The following is a 17,260-nucleotide window of genomic DNA, read 5'->3' as shown; positions in this document are numbered from 1 at the left end:
ACCCGGATCATCGGGTCACGTGCCCGATGCGGAAGAAGCCGTTCTGGTCGTAGGCGCGCTTGACGCGGCGCAGGCGCTCGTAGTCGCCCTCCGCGTACGCCGCCGCCGTCCGCGACGTGTCCGCCATGAAGTTCAGGAACGACCCGCCGTTGGCGTACGGCCGCAACTCCTCGGCCAGCCCCGGCACCACGGTGTCGACGATCACCGACAGCCGCGTGGAGCGCCGGCTGACCGGTCCCGCGTCAGGGCCGGGCCGCCCCAGCGCGCCGCCCCAATGCCGCACCTCCACGGTCTGCGCCCGCTCGGCGGCCCGCAGCAGCGCGCCGATCACCTGGTCGCTGACACTGTCGAACAGGTCCAGGTGGCGGGCCGGCGTACCGCCCATCGAGCTGGCCGCGAACGTGGTGGCGCGCACCTCGTCCAGCAGCGGCCCGCCGTGCGCGCTCGCGGCCCGCCACAGCGGCGCCAGCAGCCGCCTGGCCTCGCCGGCCGGACCCGCGTGCAGCACTTTGATCATCACGACGTGCCGGCCGCGCACCGCGGCGGGCGTGCCCTCGTCGTCCGGCATGCGCCTGAGCACGACCGCCGTGCTGATCGCGTCGGGCGCGTCCTCGATCCAGGTCCGGTAGGCCGCCAGCGTGTCGGCCGCCGCCTCGATCGGGAAGTACGCGAACCCCGAGCACACCTCAGCCACCGGGTACAGCCGGAACTCCAGCGAGGTCACCACGCCGAACCCGCCACCGCCGCCCCGCAGCGCCCAGAACAGCTCGGGGTGGCTGTCCGGGCTCGCCGTCACGTGGCGCCCGTCGGCCAGCAGCACCTCGGCCCGCAGCACGCCGTCGGCCGCAAATCCGTGTCTGCGGCCCAGCCAGCCCAGCCCGCCGCCGAGCGTGTAGCCGACGACGCCCACCGAGGGCGACGAGCCGCACAGCGGCGCCAGCCCGAACGGCGCGGCGGCGGCCAGCACCTCGGACCACCGCGCGCCGGGGCCGACCTTCGCGATCCGGCGGACGGGATCCACCAGCACCGAGGCCATGGGCGCGGTCTTGACCAGGACGCCGCCGTCGCAGGCGACGTGCGTGCCGTGCCCGGTGGCCTGCACCGCGAACGGCACCCCGTGGGCCCGCGCGGCCAGCAGCGCCGACCGGAGGTCGGAGACGCCGTACGCCTCGGCCACCACGGCGGGGCGCGGGTCGAGCGCCGGGTTCAGCGCGCGGCGCCCGGTGTCGTAGCCCGGCTCGCCCGGCCGGTGCACGGGCCCGGTGAAGCCGGGGAGGCGGATGTCGTCCTGGATGCGGTACGGCTGGCTCATCGTCGTCGGCCCTTCTCTGTTTCGCGATCTACGGATCACTGTGCTGGAGGGCGCTTACGGCGGCGTTCCGCTCTTCTTACCGCCGCCCTTAAGCCCCTCGTAGAGCTCCAGAATCGGCCGCGCGGGCGGCCCGCGAATCGGCCCCGCGTCGCCGCCGGAGCTACGCCAGGAGGCGTAGCGCGGAGGCGGGGGCGTACATCAGAGCGGGCATGTGGTCAGGCCGCCCTCGGCGGGCGCGACCCGAGGTGGGCGAGGTGGACATCACCACCGTCGGTCGATGAAGATCGATGAGATGACCGGGAAGCCGACCGAGCTGGAGAAGGCCCGCGACGACGTGGTCGCCCGACCCATCACGCCTCAGGTGACGGGGACGATCTCCGCCCGCACCAGGACGCCGTCCTCGACGGTGAGCAGTCCCACGGTGCCGTGCGGCTGGCGGCGGCGGTCGGTGGGGGAGCCCGGGTTGAAGATCCGCAGGCCGTCGCCCGACTCGTCGAGCGGGATGTGCGAGTGACCGAAGACCACCAGATCGGCCTCGGGAAAGCGGCGCCGCATCCGGGCCAGCCGCCCCTTGGCCGGGCCGCTGTCGTGGATCATGCCGACCCGCAGCCCGTCCAGGGTGAGATCGAGGGTCTCCGGCGCGTCCACGTCGGGGCCGTCGTTGTTGCCCTTGACCACGTGGACCGGCGCGTACGCCGCAAGCTCGGCCAGCACCGACGGCACGCACACGTCGCCCGCGTGCAGGATGACGTCCGCGCCGCGCAGGTGCGCGGCCACCCGCGGCGGGCACGAGCGCCAGCGCCTCGGCGCGTGCGTGTCGGACAACGCGACCACCTTCACCCCGTCACCCCTGCCCACCGCGACGAGCGCCTCACTCCAGCGCCGCCGCCCGCTCCTCCAGGTAGCGCTGCTCGGGCAGGCTCGTGGTCAGCCGCGCCGCCTCCCGGTACGCCGCCACCGCCCCCGCCGCGTCACCAGCCAGCTCCAGCAGGTGGGCGCGGACGGCGACCGGCCGGTGGTGCCCCGCCAGGCGCTCGTCGGCGGCCAGCTCGTCGAGCAGCGCGAGCCCGGCCCGCGGCCCGCGCACCATGGCCACGGCCACCGCGTGGTTGAGCCTGGCCATGGGGTTGTCCTCGATGCCGAGCAGCACGTCGTACAGGGCCAGGATCTGCGGCCAGTCCGTCTCGCCGGCGGCCGGCGCCTCGTCGTGCACCGCCGCGATGGCCGCCTGCAGCTGGTAGGGGCCCACCGGCGAGGTCGCCAGCGCCTTGCTGACCAGCTCCACGCCCTCCTCGATGAGCGGCCGGCTCCACAGGCTCCGGTCCTGCTCGGCGAGCGGGATCAGCCGCCCGTCACCGTCCGTGCGCGCCGGCCTGCGCGCCTCGGTGAGCAGCATCAGCGCCAGCAGCCCGGCCACCTCGCCGTCATCGGGCAGCAGCCGGTGCACCGCCCTGGCCAGCCGGATCGCCTCGGCCGTCAGATCGGCCCTGAGCAGCTCGGGGCCCGAGGTGGCGGCGTAGCCCTCGTTGAAGATCAGGTAGAGGACGTGCAGCACGACCCGCAGCCGCTCGGCCCGCTCGTCCTGCGGCGGCATCCGGAACTCCAGGCCGCTCGCCTTGATGCGCTGCTTGGCCCGGCTGATGCGCTGCGCCATCGTCGCCTCGGGCACCAGGAACGCGCTCGCGATCTGCGCCGTCGTCAGCCCGCCCACCGCGCGCAGGGTCAGCGCGAGCTGCGACGGCGCAGACAGCGACGGATGGCAGCACAGGAACAGCAGCGTCAGCGTGTCGTCGGAGTCGCCGGCTTGCTCCTCGCCGGGCGGCGCGATCACGAACGCGTCGGCGGGGACGCTGACCGCCACGCTCTCCTCCCTGCGGCGGCGGGCGTGCTCGCTGCGGATGTGGTCGATGACCCGGCGCGCCGCCACGGTCGTCAGCCAGGCCCGCGGGTTGTCCGGCAGCCCCTGCTCCGGCCACTGCACGGAGGCGTCGAGCAGCGCCTCCTGCACGGCGTCCTCGCAGGTGTCGAACTGCTCGTAGCGGCGTACGAGGGTGCCGAGGACCTGCGGGGCCAGCTCGCGCAGCAACGTCTCGACCTCGCGCACTTCCATCCCGCCATCCTAGGGTCGGGGCTCACTATGCTCGGTCGGATGCACGACACCGACCCCTACGCGGGACTGGATCTGGAGGGCATCGCCCGGCGGCTGGCGGCGGTGCACGGGGTGGTGGCGGTGACGCTGGGCGGCAGCCGCGCCCGCGGCACCCACCGTCCCGACTCCGACATCGACCTCGGGCTCTACTACCGGGGCCCGCTCGCCGTCCACGACCTGCGCGCGCTGGCCCGCGAGATCACCGGCCACGAGACCGACGTCACCGAGCCGGGCGGCTGGGGCCCGTGGGTGGACGGCGGCGGCTGGCTGATCGTGGACGGCCGGCAGGTGGACTGGATCTACCGCGACCTCGACCGCGTCCAGCAGGTCTGGCGCGACTGCCGGGCCGGCCGCTACGAGGTGGGTTTCCAGGCGGGGCATCCGCTCGGCTTCTACTCGCACGCGTACGCGGGGGAGGTCGCCCTGTTCCGCGCGATCGGCGTGGCCTGCCACGCGCTGCACGCCGCCGACGGCGCCTGGCTGATCAACGAGAAGGGCATGATCGGCTCCGCCGCCCGGCTGCCGTCGGCGCCCGAGCGGTTCGGCGAGCGGGCCCAGGCGCTGCTGGCCCACGTGGGCGCCACCCCTGAGGAGATCGGCCGCACTCTGGACGCCGCGGCCGAGCTCGTCGCCGAGGTCCGCGCCGCGTGCGAGGGCACCCAAAGGTCAGATGTCTGAGAACCTGATAGCTTGACTCGGGTATGACCGGACGAAGGGAGACATGTGGTGGCGGAAGCGTCCAGGCCGCGGGCGGCGAGCGGCGGCGAGGTGGCCCGATGACCGTCGTCTCCCGCCCCGCCGACAGCGGTCCCGTGCTGCGGGCCGGCGAGGTCGCGTTCATCCGTGACGGGCGCCACCTGCTGAGCGACATCTCGCTCACCGTGCACCCCGGCGAGCACTGGGCGCTGCTCGGAGCCAACGGCGCCGGCAAGAGCACGCTGCTCGCCCTGCTGGGGGCCGTCAACCATCCGAGCCGCGGCGTGGTCGAGGTGCTCGGGCGCACGCTCGGGCGGGTGGACGTCCGGGAGCTGCGCTCATACCTGGGGCACGTCAACCCGCGCCACGCCCCCGACGGGCCGATGCGGGTGCGCGACGTCGTCCTCACCGGCCTGACCAACACCGCCGCGCTCGTCCCACGCTGGCAGCCTGCGCAGGACGAGGCGGCCCGCGCCGACCAGCTCCTCGCCATGCTCGGCATGGGCGACAAGGCGGAGTCCAGGTGGCCCACGCTGTCGCAGGGCGAGCGCGGCCGTACGCTGATCGCCCGCGCCCTCATGCCGCGCCCGCGCCTGCTGCTCCTCGACGAGCCCGCCACCGGCCTCGACCTGGCCGCCCGCGAACAACTCCTCGCCAGCATCGACGCCCTGCGCGCCCGGCACCCCTCGCTGGCCACCGTCCTGGTGACGCACCACCTCGAGGAGCTGCCCGCCACCACCACGCACGCCATGCTGCTGCGCGACGGCCGCTGCCTGGCGAGCGGCCCGGTCGCCGACGTCCTCACCGGCGAGCTGGTGAGCGCCTGCTTCGACCATCCGGTACGCCTCGTGCGCAGCGACGACGGCCGCTGGGCCGCGCGCGCCGCCCGGGTCCCGGTCGCCATGCCCGGAGAGCCCGTCCCAGCCGCCTGACCGAACGCTTGTAACGCGGCACGATCCTTTCCGCAATGCCTCCTAGGGTGGTCGCCTGACCGAGGAGGAATGCATGATCGAACTGACCTGGCCGCAGGTGAGCGCCCGCCGGCTGGCCCGCGCGGGGCTCACCGTCCCCTTGCGGGCGGAGCCCGCGGAGGTGGTGGCCGCCATGTGCGGGGCGCACGCCCAGGTGATGTCCGCCGCCGAGGCGTCGATCGGGCTGCGGCTCGACGGCGTCACGCGGACCGGCGTGCGGGCGGCGGTGGGGGAGGGCCTCGTCAAGACGCACGGGCCGCGCGGCACCGTGCACCTGCTGCCGGCCCGCGACCTGCCGCTCTGGGTCGCGGCCATGTCGTCCATCCCGTACGCGGACCGGGCGCCCGCCTCCATCAGGATGACGCCCGAGCAGATCGAGCAGGTCATCGCCGCCATCCGCGACGCGGTGGCCGGGGCCGAGCTGACCATCGACGAGCTGAGCGAGGCCGTCCTCGCCGCGACAGGGCCGTGGGCGGGCGAGCTGGTCATGCCGGCGTTCCAGGGGTGGTGGCCGCGCTGGCGGCAGGTGATGGGGCTGGCGGCGCACCGGGGCGCGTTCGTCTTCGGCGCGGGCCGTGGCCGCAAGGTCACCTACACCGCCGCGCCCCTCTCCACCGGCACTGCGGCTGACGGAGCCGCCTGGCTGGTCAGGGCCTTCTTGGCGGCGTACGGGCCGGCCACGCCCGCGCAGTTCGCCCAATGGGCGGGCGGTCCCGTGACGTGGGCGGCGGAGGCGTTCAAGAGAGTCGAGGCGGCGGAGGTGCGGCTGGAGGGGCAGCGGGCCTGGCTGCTCGCGGGCGACACCGAGCTGCCCGACGAGCCGCCGCGCGGGGTGCGGCTGCTGCCGTACTTCGACGCGTACGTGGTCGCCGGCCGCCCCCGCGAGCTGCTCTACGCCGGGGTCGCGGCGGAGCGGGCGCTGGCCGGCGGGCAGGCGGGCAACTTCCCCGTGCTGCTGGTGGACGGGCAGGTGAGCGGTGTCTGGCACCAGCGCCGCAAGGGCCGCACGATGGACGTCACGGTCGAGCCGCTGCGCGACCTCGCCCCGGCCGAGGCCCGCGAACTGGACGAGCAGGTGCAGCGCCTGGGGGCCGTCATGGAGGCCGCGCCCCGCCTGACCATCGGCACCGTCACGGTCGGCGCGCACGCCTGATCGTTCTCTATCACTCCCTATCGTCCTGCATAATGGGGAACGATATGGAAAACTACACCGTCGACCAGGTGGCCGACCTCCTCGGTCTGCACGTCAAGACCGTGCGCGGCTACATCCGCGACGGCCGCCTGCCCGCCGTACGCATCGGCAAGCAATACCGCATCGCCAAAGACGACCTCGCGGCCTTCACCGGACTCCCCGCCGACCCGCCCCCGAGCCCCCGCCACGCGGAGGCGACCAGCATCGTCCAGGTGGACGGCATCGACCGGGCCGCGATGGACCGCGTCAGCACCATGGTCCTCGGCGCCCTGTCGGCCGAGCGGAGCGGGCTGCGCGTCGAGTTCGCCTACGACGAGCGGCGGCGGCAGCTCAAGGTCGTCGTACTCGGCGGGCTGGAGGAGACCGCCCAGGTGCTGCGGATCATCGACGCCCTCGTCCGCCCATGACCACCCGCGAAAGGACCCCCATGCCCGACGTCCACTCCTACGACGGCCCGCCCCTGGCCGAGGTCCGCGACGTGCTCGACCTCATCGGCGAGGCGTGGTCGAGCGGCGCCGCCTGGGTCGCCGTCCCCGCCGACCGGCTGCCCGCCGCCTTCTTCACGCTCAGCACCGGCGTGGCGGGGGAGATCGCGCAGAAGTTCGTCAACTACCGCATCGGCCTGTCGATCGTCGGCGACATCTCCCGCCACCTGGAGACCAGCTCCGCGCTGCGCGCCTGGGTCGAGGAGTGCAACAGCGGCCACCACATCTGGTTCGTCCCCGACACCGCCGAACTCACCTCCCGCCTGACCCCGCGCTGACGACGGTCCCGGGCTCGTCTCGCATTCGCCGCGAGGCTGTTCACAGCGGCTGACGGCTCGTGGCCTTCGCCGCCGCCTCGATGCCGTCGAGCAGGACCGTCAGCCCGATCGAGAACGTCTCGCTCACCCGATGCTCCAGGTAGGGCTCGTCCCCGACGGGCTCGGAGTCGTCGGACTCGACCCAGCGCACCTGCGGGAACCGGCCCGCGAACCCCGGCGCGACCTCCTCGAGCAGCGACGCGCGCGCCTGCCACCACTCCTCGTCGGACACCCCGGTCGCCGTCGCCGCCTGACGCGACTCGGCGACCGTCGTGGCGGCGCCCCTGACGAAGTCGAACAGCAGCGCCACCATCCCGCGCACCCTGCGCGGCCCGAGGCCGGTGCCGCGCAGGATCGCCACCAGGCTCTCCAGCAGCGCGAACTCGTTCGGCCCCAGCACAGGACGGGCCTGCGACACCTGCAACATCCAGGGGTGACGCAGGTAGAAGGCGAGCGTCTGCTCGGCCCACGCCGTCAGGGCCGCGCGCCAGCCGGCGCCGAGGTCGTAGGACGCGGGCAGCTCGGCCAGGGCGCGGTCGTACATGAGGTCGATCAGCTCGCCCTTGCTCGGCACGTACGTGTAGAGCGCCATGCCCGTGCGGCCCAGCCGCTCGCCCACCTTGCGCATCGACAGCGCCGCCATGCCCTCGCCGTCGGCCACCTCGATCGCGGCGTCCACGATCGCGTCGACGCTCAGCCCCGGTTTGGGGCCCGGCCGTGCCTCGCCGGGCTCGCCGCTGCGCCACAGCAGCGCCATCGACCGTCGCGCGTCACCCTGGCCTGCGTAGACGACCAACGCGGAACTCCCCGTACGGACAATTCTTTACGGCATAAGGCTAACAGCGGCCGCAGCCGCTCAGATCCCCGAGGTGAGCTTGAGCAGCGCGACGCCGCCGATGATGGCGACGAACGAGCCCAGCTTGGCCGGCGTGATCTTCTCCTTGTAGATGAGGGCGCCGAGGATCACGGTCCCGACCGAGCCGAGGCCGGTCCAGATCGTGTAGCCGACGCCGACGTCCAGCGTCTTGAGCGCCAGGCTGAGCGTGAAGATGCCGCCGGCCGCGGCCAGCAACGTGAAGACCGACGGCCAGAGCCGGGTGAAGCCCTTGGTGGCGTTGGTGCCGAGGGCGAAGGCGATCTCGAAGACGATCGCGATGGACAGATAGATCCAGGCCATGGTGCAGCTCCTGAGGGACGGGGTCAGGCGGATGATCAGGCGGTGGTCAGGCGGTCGGAGAGCTTGAGCCCTAGCACGCCGCCGATGATGAGGACGAAGGCGAGGGCCTTCCAGGCGCTCATCTCCTCACCGAAGATCAGGGTGCCGAGCACGACGGTGCCGACCGAGCCGATGCCGGTCCAGACGGTGTAGCCGACGCCGACGTCCAGGGTCTTCAGCGCCAGGCTCAGGAAGAAGATCCCGCCGGCCGCCGCGCCGGCCGTGAGCAGTGAGGGCCACAGCTGGGTGAACCCCTCGGTGGCGTTGGTGGCCAGGGCGAAGACGACTTCGAAGACGGACGCGATGAGCAGATGGACCCACGCCACCGCTCCTCCTATATGTATGTACGTGCAAATAATGAGTAGTATGTTGCATGTACATGTATTCTCATGTCAAGCCGATGTCCGGACGAAGGGCTCCCGCATGACCGACACGGCGACCGGGCCGTCCATCACCGACACCTGGCAGCAGGTCCTCCTGCTGCACTCCCACGTCGAAAGCAGGCTCGCCACCACGCTGCAGCGCAGGCACGGGGTCGGCCTGTCCGAGTTCCGCGCGCTCGGCCATCTCGCCGCCTCGCCGAGCAGTGAGCTGCGCATGCAGGAGCTCGCCGACAAGCTGGGGCTCAACCAGAGCTCGGTGACCCGCCTGGTGGCCCGGCTGAACGCGGCCGACCTCGCCTACCGCGACCTGTGCCCCGACGACAAGCGCGGCGTCTACGCCGTCGTCACCGAGACCGGCAAGGCCCGCCATGCCGAGGCGAGCCGCACGTACGAGGAGACCCTGCGAACCGCCCTGGCGGAGGCGGACCCCCAGCTTGCCACCGCGCTCACGACCCTTGCCGCGAATATCCATTCATAGCGGGATGCTTCTTTGAAGTTTGATCGCTGACGTGTGCGAACCGTCCTGCTCGGCGATCTTGGGGCATCGTGACCGGCGCATACCTGCTGTTCTCATGGCAGACCCTTAGCTGGAGCCGGCGACCAGGGCGGCCGCGCCGAGCTGCTCGCGGCGGGCGGCGACTACGCCGACCTTTATCGCACCCAGGCGCTCGCCTGCCGCTGACGCCCCTACTTCTGCATCCTGGCGACGACCGCGGCCAGCATCTCCCAGGCCGCCTCGGGGCGCAGGGTCTCGGCCGGGTCCTCGAAGAACGGGTCGAACACCACCGTCTCCGCGCCCATCTCCCTGAGCTGCTCGAGGTCCTCGGTGACCTGCTCGATCGTGCCCTCGCCCAGGAGCCGCTCGTCGCCCGTGACCGGCGTGCCCGTCACGCGCAGCAGGATGCGCGGCGCCAGGGCCGGCACCGGCAGTTCCTCGGCGGCGGCTACCTCCTGGAGGGTGGCCCACCGCTCGCGCAGCCACGGCAGCGTCATCCGCAGCGGATGCCACGCCTGGCCGAACCGCACCGCCCTTCGCAGGGCCGCGCCGCTGCCGCCGCCCACCCAGATCGGCACCCCGCCGGACCGGTAGTCGGCCTCGTCGGCCCAGGCCGCCCTGATGGCCGTCAGGTGCTCGTCGGTCAGCCGGCCGCGCCGCTCGTACGCCACCCCGAGCGCCTCGAACTCCTGCCGCGCCCACCCGGCGCCCACACCCAGCACGAACCGGCCGCCGCTCAGGTCGTTGAGGTTGGCCGCCATGCGGGCGACCAGCAGGGGGTGACGGTAGGGGACGATCAGGACCGTGGTGCCGAACGTGAGCCGGGTCGTGCTGCCCGCCAGCCAGGCCAGGGTGGTGAACGGGTCGTAGAACGGCGCCGGATATTGCTCGGCCACGTCAGGGGTGATCACCACGTGGTCGGAGACCATGAGCAGGTCGTAGCCGAGCCCCTCGACGGTCAGCGCCCAGCGGCGCAGGACCTCGGGGTCGGTACCGGGACCGAAGTTCGGGACGTTCACACCCAGTCGCATCGGCACAGGCTATCGGCGTTCCGCGGGGGCGGGAAACGGCTCGGGTTTGTTCGCGGGAGCTGAGTGGTCGTGGGAGACCTGAGGCGTTTCTCGCGGGGGCGGGAAACGGCGCGCCGCCGCTCGGGGTGTCCCGGGCGGCGGCGGCCATCAGGTGGACTCAGTCGTCGTCGTCCGCGTCGTCGTCGTCCCAGCCCCAGTGGTGCTTGTGGCTGTTCTTGCAGGCGTCGGCGTCGCGCGTACCGGCGAAGACGCCGTGCTTGGTGATGTGGTGGTAGGTGCTGTCGTCGTTCAGGACGAGCCCGCACGCCCTCGGGTGCTCGTTCCAGCTGTGGTCGGACCAGATGTCGGCGGCCGCAGAGCCGGCCGTTCCGAACACCGCTGCCGTGATGAGCAGCGCGCCGCCGGCGGCCACGAGGCTACTTCTCATGATCTCCCCCTGTAATCACGAAGTGACATCGGCCATCACTATACGTAGCGATCTTGTGGTAGGGCGGCCCGCCACACCCCGTAATTGATCAACAGGCCCCCGCCCCCCGGCAAAACCCCCGCCCCATGTACAAACCCTCGCCCCACATCCAAACCCCCGTCCCATGACCGAACCCCCGTTCCACGTCCAAACCGCCGACCCCGGCCGCGGCGCCGGCGGCGGTGAGGGCGGTGGTGGGGTGGGTGGGGGTGCGTGTCATCATGGCGGCTCATGACGACGTTGGCAGAGGTGCTTCGGGACGCTGAGGACGGCCGGTTTCCTGCTGCGGACGGCGGTGTGACCATCATGGCGCAGCCGTCGCCGCGCGACCTCGGGGTGCTCTCCTTCACCGCGCACGCCGTGGTCTTCGCCGACGTCGATCATGCCTGGATCCGGGAGCGGCTGCGCCCTGGTGACCTGTCCGCGCCGCTCGGGCCGCCGTTCCTGCAGGAGCTGGCCGCCCTGACCGGCCGGGCCGCCGGCAGCCACGACCTGCTCGCCGTCGCGACTCCGCTGCCAGGACCTGCGCCGCTCCCGTTGGAGGAGCTGCGCGACAGCGGGCATCCGAGGGTGGCGCGGGCCCGCCGCTACCGCGACGACGTACGCGTGTGGACCGCCCCCGCCGGGCTGCTGACCGTCGGGCGGGGCGTGGGCGGGCGGTGGGAGGTGGCGGTCGAGGTCGAGCCCGATCATCGGGGTCGGGGGCTGGGCCGGTCGCTGGCCGCCGCCGCCCGGCACCTGGCACCCGGTCCCGTGTGGGCCCAGGTCGCGCCGGGGAACGCGGCGAGCGTACGGGCCTTCCTGGCCGCCGGATACGTCCCGGTCGGCGCCGAGGTGCTGCTGTCCCCTGACCTCTGAGCGCCCGTGCGGGGGAGCGGTATCCCTCGCACGGGGGAGTCGCGAGGAACGCGGCGATCGGGAGGGTGATGCCCATGAAGGTCGCTGATGCGGGAATCGCCTGGACCGCCCTGTACGTCGCCTCCAAGATCGCCTACGCCCTCGAGGGCCGCCTGGGAGTCACCGGCGGCCCGGTGGTGCAGCCGGAGAGCTACCTCTCCTACGGCCCCGGCGAGGTCGCTTCGGCCCAGTGGGCGAACGCCGCATCGGGCGTCGTCGTCATGGCCATCCTGCTGGCCGGCCGACTCCGCCTCGGCCGGGCGAAGGCCAGGTGGGTGCACGTGAGTGTGGTGACCGGTCACTGGCTCTGCGGCCTCATGGCCGCCGCCGGAGCCGTCGGAATGGTGGGCGGCGCGCTCTTCACCGACCGCGGGGGAGCGGTCTTCGGGCTCTACTGCGGAGTGTGGGCCGCCCTGATCGCCCTGTCGACCCGCGACCTACGGCGACCGCCTGAGCGGACCGCCGCCGCGACCACGACAGGTCCAGCCGACCAGAACGCCTGACCCCCAAGATGCGGGTCAGGCGGGGCTGCGCGGGCGCCTCGCTCGCGAAACGACACCGCCCAAGGCGGACGGAATCCAGGACGGAGGAGGGCCAGGTGAGTCGCCTTGCCGTCCCGGTCACGGAGCCGTGCCCGCCCGGGTGACACGGCAAGGCCGGAGGCGGGTCGCCTGGGCGTCTCGGTGGCGGGCCAGGGGCGGATGGGGCCTGGGGCGGATGGGGCCTGGGGCGGAGGTGGTTGGTGGGCCTCCGGCCCAGGCCCACATGGGTTAGGCGGCGTAGTCGGGGGTCATGGTGGCGGCCAGGGTGAGGTGGGTGGTGGCTTCCTCGTGGCGGCCCTGGCGTTGCAGGGTGCGGCCCAGGAGGTGGCGGGCGTAGGAGTCGTCGGGGGACTCGGCGACCAGCGACTCCAGTGCCGTACGCGCCCGGTTGAGCTGCGCCGACCCGAAGTAGGCCCGCGCGGCCAGCAGGCGGACGCCCCGGTCGTCGCCGTGCGCGTCCATGAGGGGGCGCAGCAGCGTCAGCGCCCCGAGCGGGTCGCGCTGGTCGAGCAGCGACTCGGCGTGCCGCAGCCGCTCGACCTCGGCGGGCAGGCGGCGCGGCGCGTGCCCGGCGGCGTCGCGCAGGAACGCGGCGATCGTCTCAGCCGGCTGCGCGCCCTCCAGGGCGAGCCCGTTGGCGACGATGGTCGGCGACGTACGCACGCCCTTGGCCTTGCCGGTGAGCAGCAGCTCCCTGGTCAGCTCGGCGCCGGGCAGCGTCTGCCGGTCGGGGCCCGCGCCGGTGTAGCCGGCCGCCTCGGCGAGGCCCGCGTCCGCCGCGATCTCGGTCAGCACGGCGAGGTCGCTGATGTCGCGTACCTCGACGAAGTGGGCGTTCAGCACCCGCTCCACCACGCGGTCCTGCAGCGCGGCCCCGCCCTCCTCGTACGCGAGCGCGATCAGCCGGTGCGCCTCCAGCGTGCCGGCCCGGTAGGAGGAGCCCCACTCGGCCCCCAGCCCCTCGGACGCGGCCACCTCGGCGACCCGCGCCCGGTTCTCGGCGGGGGACAGGCCGGGCGCGCAGGCCCGCAGCGCCTCGTCGGCCACGGGGTCGAGCAGCGCCTGCGCCATCGGCACGGCCTGGGCGGGCGCGGACGGGTCGATCTGGTACGGCCGCCAGACCACCTCGACCGGCTCGCCGTCCCAGGAGGCGAGCGCCTTCTCCAGCCGCCGCTTGCCGATGTGGGCCCAGCCGCAGACCACGTCTGCCCAGATCTCAATACGCATGCCAGCAAAGTATGCGACAAATGTCGATTAGTCAACACATGTCGCTTAAGCGATGAATGTCGTATAATGGGGAGGGTGAACCCGGACGACCCCCGCGCCGTGCGCACCCGGGCCCGCCTCAAGGAGGCCGTGCGCGACCTGGCAGCCCATCAGGAGCCCGCCACCATCACCATGTCCGCGCTGGCCAAGCGCGCCGAGGTGAACCGGGCCACGATCTACCTGCACTACCCCGACGTCGACGCGCTCGTCACCGACGCCATGGAGGACACCCTGGCCGCCGTCGCCAGGGCCGCCGCCCTGTGCCCGCTCGACGCCCCCCGCGACCGCGCCCCCGATCCGCTGGCCGAGCTGTTCGCGTACGTCGCCGACCACGCCACCCTGTACGCCCGCATGCTCGGCACCCACGGCAGCCCCCGCTTCTCCGCCCGCCTGCGCGAACGCCTCACCGACGAGCTGACCCACCGCTTCGCCGCCGGCCACCGGCCGCCGGGATGGGAGGACGTGCCGGCCGGCGTGCACGCCGCCTACCTGGCCGGCGCCCTGGCCGGCGTCATCGCCCACTGGGTGATCGCCGCCTGCCCAGGCGGGCCGGAGGGGGCGGCGCTGGCATTCTGGAAGTTGTTCCGGCAGACGACCCCCTAGACGAGTAAGTCCTAAGTCCTGGGCCGGTGATCAGACATGAGTAGAGTGCGTTCAAGATCTTGTTGTGACGCAGGACCTGAACACCCTCTTGACCCGAAGCGCACTGGCTGCGCTACGCCCGCAAGCACCTGACAGACCTGTTGCCGTACCTGCCGCAGCAATCCGGCTACAACAAACGGCTGCGCGCCGCGCTCGGCCTGATCAAGCGGGCCATCCGGATGCTCGCGAAATCGAGCGACTTCTGGCTAGACGACTGCTGGATCGCAGACTCCACCCCGGTACCCTGCGGCATGTCGCGGCCCACCGTGAAACGCTCGGACCTGGCCGGATGGGCGGGTTACGGCTACTGCGCCAGCCACTCGCGGTTCTACTGGGGACTGAAGCTGTATCTGGTGTGCACCCCGGCCGGGATGCCGATCCTGTGGGCACTGGCCGACCCGAAGATCGGCGAGCGCGAGGTCCTGGCCGCGATGCTCGAAGTCGAGGCCAGCGTGGCGGCAGAGCACGACGGCATCCTTCTGATCTGCGACAAGGGGTTCGCCGGCAAAGACTTCGAGACCCTGCTGGGCGACTACGGGATCACGATGCTGCGGCCCTGCCGCAAGAACGAGAAGGCCCGCTACGGCGAGCCGATGCTCAAGAAGGTCCGGCAACTGATCGAGCCGGTCAACGACACCCTCAAGGGACAGCTCGACCTGGAAGACCACGGCGGCCGGTCCTTCGAAGGCGTCGCCGTCCGCGTCGCCCAGCGCCTCCTGGCGATGGCCGCTGCGATCTGGCATAACAACGTAACCAACGCACCGATCACCCGGTCACTGACCGCCTACGACCACTGACCGGAGATCGGACTTACTCGTCCAGTCCCATTTCCGCTGCGCAGAGCCCGTTCCGGGCTGAAAATCGGGAGTGGTCGCCCGCCGACGCCGTAGCTCTATGGTCGTCATGAGGCCGTCGTCTAGTCGGGCGCTGGGAGCCTCCCCTGGGCCCTTCATTGTCGCCTTCGAGCACGCGGATTAGCTTCCGCAACCGCCCTGGCTCCTGCGGGCGACCGTTATTGCCCGCGAAGCGACAGGGAGGAAGCTGGTGCTGGTCGAGACCAACGACAACGAAGAGATCATCCCCAGGATCGCCGCGCTCGACATCGGCAAGGCCGAACTGTTGGCCTGCGTGCGCCTGCCCAGCGAGACCACCTCCGGTAAACGGCTGCAGGAGATCAGCACGTATTCCACGATGACCCGCGCGCTGCTGGCCATGTCGGATCGGTTCCGCTGTCTGGGCGTGACCCGGGTGGTCATGGAAGCGACCTCGGATTACTGGAAACCCGTCTTCTACCTGCTGGAAGCGGCAGGGTTCGAGGTGTGGCTGGTCAACGCGCGTGACGTCGAACACCTGCCCGGCCGGCCCAAGAGCGACACCATCGGCGCGGTATGGCTCTGCAGGGTCGCCGAACGACAGGTGATCCGCCCCAGCTTCGTCCCACCCCCGGCGATCCGCCGCCTGCGTGACCTGACCCGCTACCGGGTCGATCTGGTCGGCGCGGCCACCGCGGAGAAGAACCGCGTCGAAAAGCTCTGCCCGCACCCGGATGCGCACCAAGATCGGCGCGCTCGAGGAAGCCTTCACCGGCCACTTCACCGACCACCACGCCTACCTGCTCGGCAAGATGGTCGCCCGGGTGGAGGCGATCGCCGCCCACACGATCACCGTCGTCGCGGTCGGCCGCTCCATCTTGACCATCGTCTGGCACCTGCTGTCCAACCCCGACGCCCGCTTCCACGACCTGGGCGCCGGCTTCTACGACACCCGCATCAAGCCTGACCGCAAGAAACGCACCCACGTCCGCCAGCTCGAAGCCCTCGGCTACCGCGTGATCCTCGAACCAGCCGCCTGACCAAATACGCCAACCAACAACCCTGACCCACCACCGCGGGCCAGGGTTCGCTGCCGCCTGCCCCGTCACTGTCCGATTTTCGGATTGGTGCGGCAAAGTCGACCTCGGCGACGGCACGCCACCAAGGGCAGAAGGGGGCTCCGGGCCGCTACACCGCGCCCCGGAGCCGCGGTGCCGTGTCAAGGGCGGCCCAGCCGATCCGCATCAACGCGCCTGGCCATGACTCACTGATCGGTCCTACTGGAGATCGGCAAAGTGATGCTGGTGGGCTTCGGCGGCGGCCTCGCAGCTCTCGGCGAGCCGGTCGAGAGTCGTGGCCGTGTACCTCAATCAGGTCGCGGCCGCAGTTGGCCGGGCCTGCCGGTCACCTGCCAGCCTCATAGACGATCTCCACGCGCCGGTTGAGCGCCCGGTTCTTGGCGCTGGGCCGGTTGTCGACCATGTTGGGCACCCGCGGCTTGGCCTCGCCGTGCCCGATGGCCTTGAACGGCACGGACTGCCCGGCGAGCAGCTTGATGAGGACGCCGCGCACGGCTTCGGCGCGGCGTTCGGACAGCCTGCGATTGTAGGAGTCCGATCCCTGGTCGTCGGTATGACCGGCGATCTCGATGACGCCTTCGGGCGCGTCGGTCCTGATGTTTTGCGCGATCCTCTCCAGCCGGGTCCTGGCGGCCCCGGTCACCTCCCACTTGTCGACGGCGAAGAGCACGTCGCTGGTCAAGGTGACGGTGACGGTCCGGTCGTCGCGCGTCTCGCTCTCGGTGGCGTCCAGGGACTCCACGGTGAACCGGATGTTCTCGACCTGGTGCCGGATGTCCTCAACGGGGAAGACGTCGTCGGCCCGGACACCGGCGGAGGCCGGGGGACTCGCGGCGAGCAGCAGCACCGACGCCGTCCAGACGATCCGGGCCAGGCGCTGGCGCACCACCGCAGGCGATGGGGCCGGTTCAGGCGATCGGGACATCGCTCAGAATTCCGAAGCCGGGGATCTCGATGTGGACCTTGGTGACGTCCGGAGGCGGCGCGGCGAACATCGCGTAGAAGGGGAGGCTCTGGTTCTCCTCGATGGCCACGCTGCCGCCAGTCGTGGAGCACAGGCAGGTGAAGTGCCCGGTACGGCCCGGCAGGTACCGCTTAGCGTTGCCGGCGTCCACCAGGGACAGGCCGCCGACCGAGTAGTCGGTCGGCCCTTTGCCCAGGTCATTGCCGATGCGCCACCTGGTCCCATCCTCGTTGGCGATCGTGAAGTTCAGTGTGATCACCTTGCCCTCCCGTTCGAGCTGGGCGATGGACACGGTCATGTTGCGTCCGCCGACCTCGAATCGCCGGGAGAGGATCGGCGCAGGA

General features: G+C 71.9%; 21 protein-coding genes and 2 pseudogenes. 12 read left to right on the top strand and 11 right to left on the bottom strand.

What is annotated here, in order from left to right; translation table 11 throughout:
• Positions 1 to 7: 7 nt before the first annotated feature.
• From AB0K18_RS24530 to AB0K18_RS24520, 3 genes are all read right to left on the bottom strand, one after another.
• The gene (locus tag AB0K18_RS24530) at positions 8 to 1,312 is read right to left on the bottom strand and encodes an FAD-binding oxidoreductase (RefSeq protein WP_364918079.1); all 1,305 of its coding nucleotides are present in this window, start codon (positions 1,310 to 1,312) and stop codon (positions 8 to 10) included.
• A 357-nt stretch (positions 1,313 to 1,669) separates the two neighbouring features.
• Positions 1,670 to 2,146 (bottom strand): metallophosphoesterase family protein, encoded by a 477-nt coding sequence (locus AB0K18_RS24525; RefSeq protein ID WP_364918311.1) that lies wholly within the window; start codon positions 2,144 to 2,146, stop codon positions 1,670 to 1,672.
• A gap of 37 nt (positions 2,147 to 2,183) precedes the next feature.
• Complete coding sequence (locus tag AB0K18_RS24520) at positions 2,184 to 3,422, bottom strand: sigma-70 family RNA polymerase sigma factor (RefSeq protein WP_364918076.1); 1,239 nt, start codon at positions 3,420 to 3,422, stop codon at positions 2,184 to 2,186.
• Between the two features lie 39 nt (positions 3,423 to 3,461).
• Here AB0K18_RS24520 and AB0K18_RS24515 point away from each other — a divergent pair, with 39 nt between their 5' ends.
• From AB0K18_RS24515 to AB0K18_RS24495, 5 genes are all read left to right on the top strand, one after another.
• Positions 3,462 to 4,139: a nucleotidyltransferase domain-containing protein gene (locus AB0K18_RS24515; RefSeq protein ID WP_364918073.1), complete on the top strand. Its 678-nt coding sequence runs from the start codon at positions 3,462 to 3,464 to the stop codon at positions 4,137 to 4,139.
• 98 nt (positions 4,140 to 4,237) lie between these two features.
• Positions 4,238 to 5,089, top strand: a complete 852-nt coding sequence (locus AB0K18_RS24510; RefSeq protein ID WP_364918070.1) for an ATP-binding cassette domain-containing protein — start codon at positions 4,238 to 4,240, stop codon at positions 5,087 to 5,089.
• 73 nt (positions 5,090 to 5,162) lie between these two features.
• A complete protein-coding gene (locus tag AB0K18_RS24505; RefSeq protein WP_364918067.1) occupies positions 5,163 to 6,281 on the top strand; it encodes a winged helix DNA-binding domain-containing protein in 1,119 nt (372 codons plus the stop codon).
• 44 nt (positions 6,282 to 6,325) lie between these two features.
• The gene (locus AB0K18_RS24500) at positions 6,326 to 6,727 is read left to right on the top strand and encodes a helix-turn-helix domain-containing protein (protein ID WP_364918065.1); all 402 of its coding nucleotides are present in this window, start codon (positions 6,326 to 6,328) and stop codon (positions 6,725 to 6,727) included.
• Positions 6,724 to 7,083, top strand: coding sequence for a DUF4180 domain-containing protein (locus AB0K18_RS24495; RefSeq protein ID WP_364918062.1), 360 nt, complete (start codon positions 6,724 to 6,726; stop codon positions 7,081 to 7,083). The genes AB0K18_RS24500 and AB0K18_RS24495 overlap by 4 nt, the downstream gene beginning before the upstream one ends.
• A gap of 40 nt (positions 7,084 to 7,123) precedes the next feature.
• Here the strand turns inward: AB0K18_RS24495 and AB0K18_RS24490 are convergent, their stop codons facing one another.
• The 3 genes from AB0K18_RS24490 to AB0K18_RS24480 are packed head-to-tail and all read right to left on the bottom strand — an operon-like array spanning position 7,124 to position 8,664.
• Positions 7,124 to 7,918 (bottom strand): TetR/AcrR family transcriptional regulator, encoded by a 795-nt coding sequence (locus AB0K18_RS24490; RefSeq protein ID WP_364918059.1) that lies wholly within the window; start codon positions 7,916 to 7,918, stop codon positions 7,124 to 7,126.
• Between the two features lie 60 nt (positions 7,919 to 7,978).
• Entirely contained in the window at positions 7,979 to 8,299 is a 321-nt protein-coding gene (locus AB0K18_RS24485; RefSeq protein ID WP_345403995.1) for a multidrug efflux SMR transporter, read from the bottom strand.
• A gap of 35 nt (positions 8,300 to 8,334) precedes the next feature.
• Positions 8,335 to 8,664 carry a multidrug efflux SMR transporter gene (locus AB0K18_RS24480; protein WP_364918055.1) on the bottom strand — a complete coding sequence of 110 codons (330 nt, stop codon included), beginning with the start codon at positions 8,662 to 8,664 and terminating at the stop codon, positions 8,335 to 8,337.
• A gap of 97 nt (positions 8,665 to 8,761) precedes the next feature.
• On the opposite strand from AB0K18_RS24480, the gene AB0K18_RS24475 reads away from it, so the two are divergent.
• Positions 8,762 to 9,199: a MarR family transcriptional regulator gene (locus tag AB0K18_RS24475; protein WP_364918052.1), complete on the top strand. Its 438-nt coding sequence runs from the start codon at positions 8,762 to 8,764 to the stop codon at positions 9,197 to 9,199.
• Between the two features lie 209 nt (positions 9,200 to 9,408).
• Here AB0K18_RS24475 and AB0K18_RS24470 read toward each other — a convergent pair whose 3' ends face one another.
• Together AB0K18_RS24470 and AB0K18_RS24465 are read right to left on the bottom strand one after the other, a co-directional pair.
• Complete coding sequence (locus tag AB0K18_RS24470; RefSeq protein ID WP_364918050.1) at positions 9,409 to 10,248, bottom strand: LLM class flavin-dependent oxidoreductase; 840 nt, start codon at positions 10,246 to 10,248, stop codon at positions 9,409 to 9,411.
• Between the two features lie 157 nt (positions 10,249 to 10,405).
• Complete coding sequence (locus AB0K18_RS24465; RefSeq protein WP_345404004.1) at positions 10,406 to 10,675, bottom strand: hypothetical protein; 270 nt, start codon at positions 10,673 to 10,675, stop codon at positions 10,406 to 10,408.
• Between the two features lie 270 nt (positions 10,676 to 10,945).
• Between AB0K18_RS24465 and AB0K18_RS24460 the strand changes: the two genes are divergently transcribed.
• Positions 10,946 to 11,572 carry a GNAT family N-acetyltransferase gene (locus AB0K18_RS24460; RefSeq protein WP_364918047.1) on the top strand — a complete coding sequence of 209 codons (627 nt, stop codon included), beginning with the start codon at positions 10,946 to 10,948 and terminating at the stop codon, positions 11,570 to 11,572.
• A gap of 74 nt (positions 11,573 to 11,646) precedes the next feature.
• Positions 11,647 to 12,114 (top strand): hypothetical protein, encoded by a 468-nt coding sequence (locus AB0K18_RS24455; protein ID WP_364918044.1) that lies wholly within the window; start codon positions 11,647 to 11,649, stop codon positions 12,112 to 12,114.
• Between the two features lie 267 nt (positions 12,115 to 12,381).
• Here AB0K18_RS24455 and AB0K18_RS24450 read toward each other — a convergent pair whose 3' ends face one another.
• Positions 12,382 to 13,380: a DsbA family protein gene (locus tag AB0K18_RS24450; RefSeq protein WP_364918042.1), complete on the bottom strand. Its 999-nt coding sequence runs from the start codon at positions 13,378 to 13,380 to the stop codon at positions 12,382 to 12,384.
• 75 nt (positions 13,381 to 13,455) lie between these two features.
• On the opposite strand from AB0K18_RS24450, the gene AB0K18_RS24445 reads away from it, so the two are divergent.
• The 4 genes and pseudogenes from AB0K18_RS24445 (at position 13,456) to AB0K18_RS24430 (ending at position 15,913) form a co-directional block, all read left to right on the top strand.
• Positions 13,456 to 14,022, top strand: a complete 567-nt coding sequence (locus tag AB0K18_RS24445; protein WP_364918039.1) for a TetR/AcrR family transcriptional regulator — start codon at positions 13,456 to 13,458, stop codon at positions 14,020 to 14,022.
• 95 nt (positions 14,023 to 14,117) lie between these two features.
• A pseudogene (locus tag AB0K18_RS24440) lies at positions 14,118 to 14,858 on the top strand (IS982 family transposase); the annotation flags it as partial.
• Between the two features lie 247 nt (positions 14,859 to 15,105).
• Positions 15,106 to 15,534 (top strand): annotated as a pseudogene (locus tag AB0K18_RS24435) (transposase); the annotation flags it as partial.
• 73 nt (positions 15,535 to 15,607) lie between these two features.
• Positions 15,608 to 15,913 carry a hypothetical protein gene (locus tag AB0K18_RS24430; RefSeq protein WP_364918314.1) on the top strand — a complete coding sequence of 102 codons (306 nt, stop codon included), beginning with the start codon at positions 15,608 to 15,610 and terminating at the stop codon, positions 15,911 to 15,913.
• Positions 15,914 to 16,277: 364 nt separating this feature from the next.
• On the opposite strand, the gene AB0K18_RS24425 is transcribed toward AB0K18_RS24430, so the two are convergent.
• Positions 16,278 to 16,838, bottom strand: a complete 561-nt coding sequence (locus tag AB0K18_RS24425) for an OmpA family protein (RefSeq protein ID WP_364918037.1) — start codon at positions 16,836 to 16,838, stop codon at positions 16,278 to 16,280.
• Positions 16,839 to 16,860: 22 nt separating this feature from the next.
• Entirely contained in the window at positions 16,861 to 17,214 is a 354-nt protein-coding gene (locus tag AB0K18_RS24420; protein ID WP_364918034.1) for a hypothetical protein, read from the bottom strand.
• Positions 17,215 to 17,260 lie beyond the last annotated feature (46 nt).

The organism is Nonomuraea sp. NPDC049421 (genome assembly GCF_040677005.1).
GTDB lineage: Bacteria > Actinomycetota > Actinomycetes > Streptosporangiales > Streptosporangiaceae > Nonomuraea > Nonomuraea salmonea.
The sequence above is the reverse complement of the archived record's forward strand: the minus strand, read 5'-3'. Positions and strand labels throughout refer to the sequence as shown.

Coding starts and splice junctions, on each gene's coding strand:
- AB0K18_RS24485 (WP_345403995.1), bottom strand. CDS start 8,299: ATGGCCTGGATCTATCTGTCCATCGCGATCGTCTTCGAGATCGCCTTC.
- AB0K18_RS24515 (WP_364918073.1), top strand. CDS start 3,462: ATGCACGACACCGACCCCTACGCGGGACTGGATCTGGAGGGCATCGCC.
- AB0K18_RS24505 (WP_364918067.1), top strand. CDS start 5,163: ATGATCGAACTGACCTGGCCGCAGGTGAGCGCCCGCCGGCTGGCCCGC.
- AB0K18_RS24460 (WP_364918047.1), top strand. CDS start 10,946: ATGACGACGTTGGCAGAGGTGCTTCGGGACGCTGAGGACGGCCGGTTT.
- AB0K18_RS24430 (WP_364918314.1), top strand. CDS start 15,608: ATGCGCACCAAGATCGGCGCGCTCGAGGAAGCCTTCACCGGCCACTTC.
- AB0K18_RS24420 (WP_364918034.1), bottom strand. CDS start 17,214: ATGACCGTGTCCATCGCCCAGCTCGAACGGGAGGGCAAGGTGATCACA.
- AB0K18_RS24450 (WP_364918042.1), bottom strand. CDS start 13,380: ATGCGTATTGAGATCTGGGCAGACGTGGTCTGCGGCTGGGCCCACATC.
- AB0K18_RS24470 (WP_364918050.1), bottom strand. CDS start 10,248: ATGCGACTGGGTGTGAACGTCCCGAACTTCGGTCCCGGTACCGACCCC.
- AB0K18_RS24455 (WP_364918044.1), top strand. CDS start 11,647: ATGAAGGTCGCTGATGCGGGAATCGCCTGGACCGCCCTGTACGTCGCC.
- AB0K18_RS24510 (WP_364918070.1), top strand. CDS start 4,238: ATGACCGTCGTCTCCCGCCCCGCCGACAGCGGTCCCGTGCTGCGGGCC.
- AB0K18_RS24465 (WP_345404004.1), bottom strand. CDS start 10,675: ATGAGAAGTAGCCTCGTGGCCGCCGGCGGCGCGCTGCTCATCACGGCA.
- AB0K18_RS24495 (WP_364918062.1), top strand. CDS start 6,724: ATGACCACCCGCGAAAGGACCCCCATGCCCGACGTCCACTCCTACGAC.
- AB0K18_RS24475 (WP_364918052.1), top strand. CDS start 8,762: ATGACCGACACGGCGACCGGGCCGTCCATCACCGACACCTGGCAGCAG.
- AB0K18_RS24520 (WP_364918076.1), bottom strand. CDS start 3,422: ATGGAAGTGCGCGAGGTCGAGACGTTGCTGCGCGAGCTGGCCCCGCAG.
- AB0K18_RS24530 (WP_364918079.1), bottom strand. CDS start 1,312: ATGAGCCAGCCGTACCGCATCCAGGACGACATCCGCCTCCCCGGCTTC.
- AB0K18_RS24500 (WP_364918065.1), top strand. CDS start 6,326: ATGGAAAACTACACCGTCGACCAGGTGGCCGACCTCCTCGGTCTGCAC.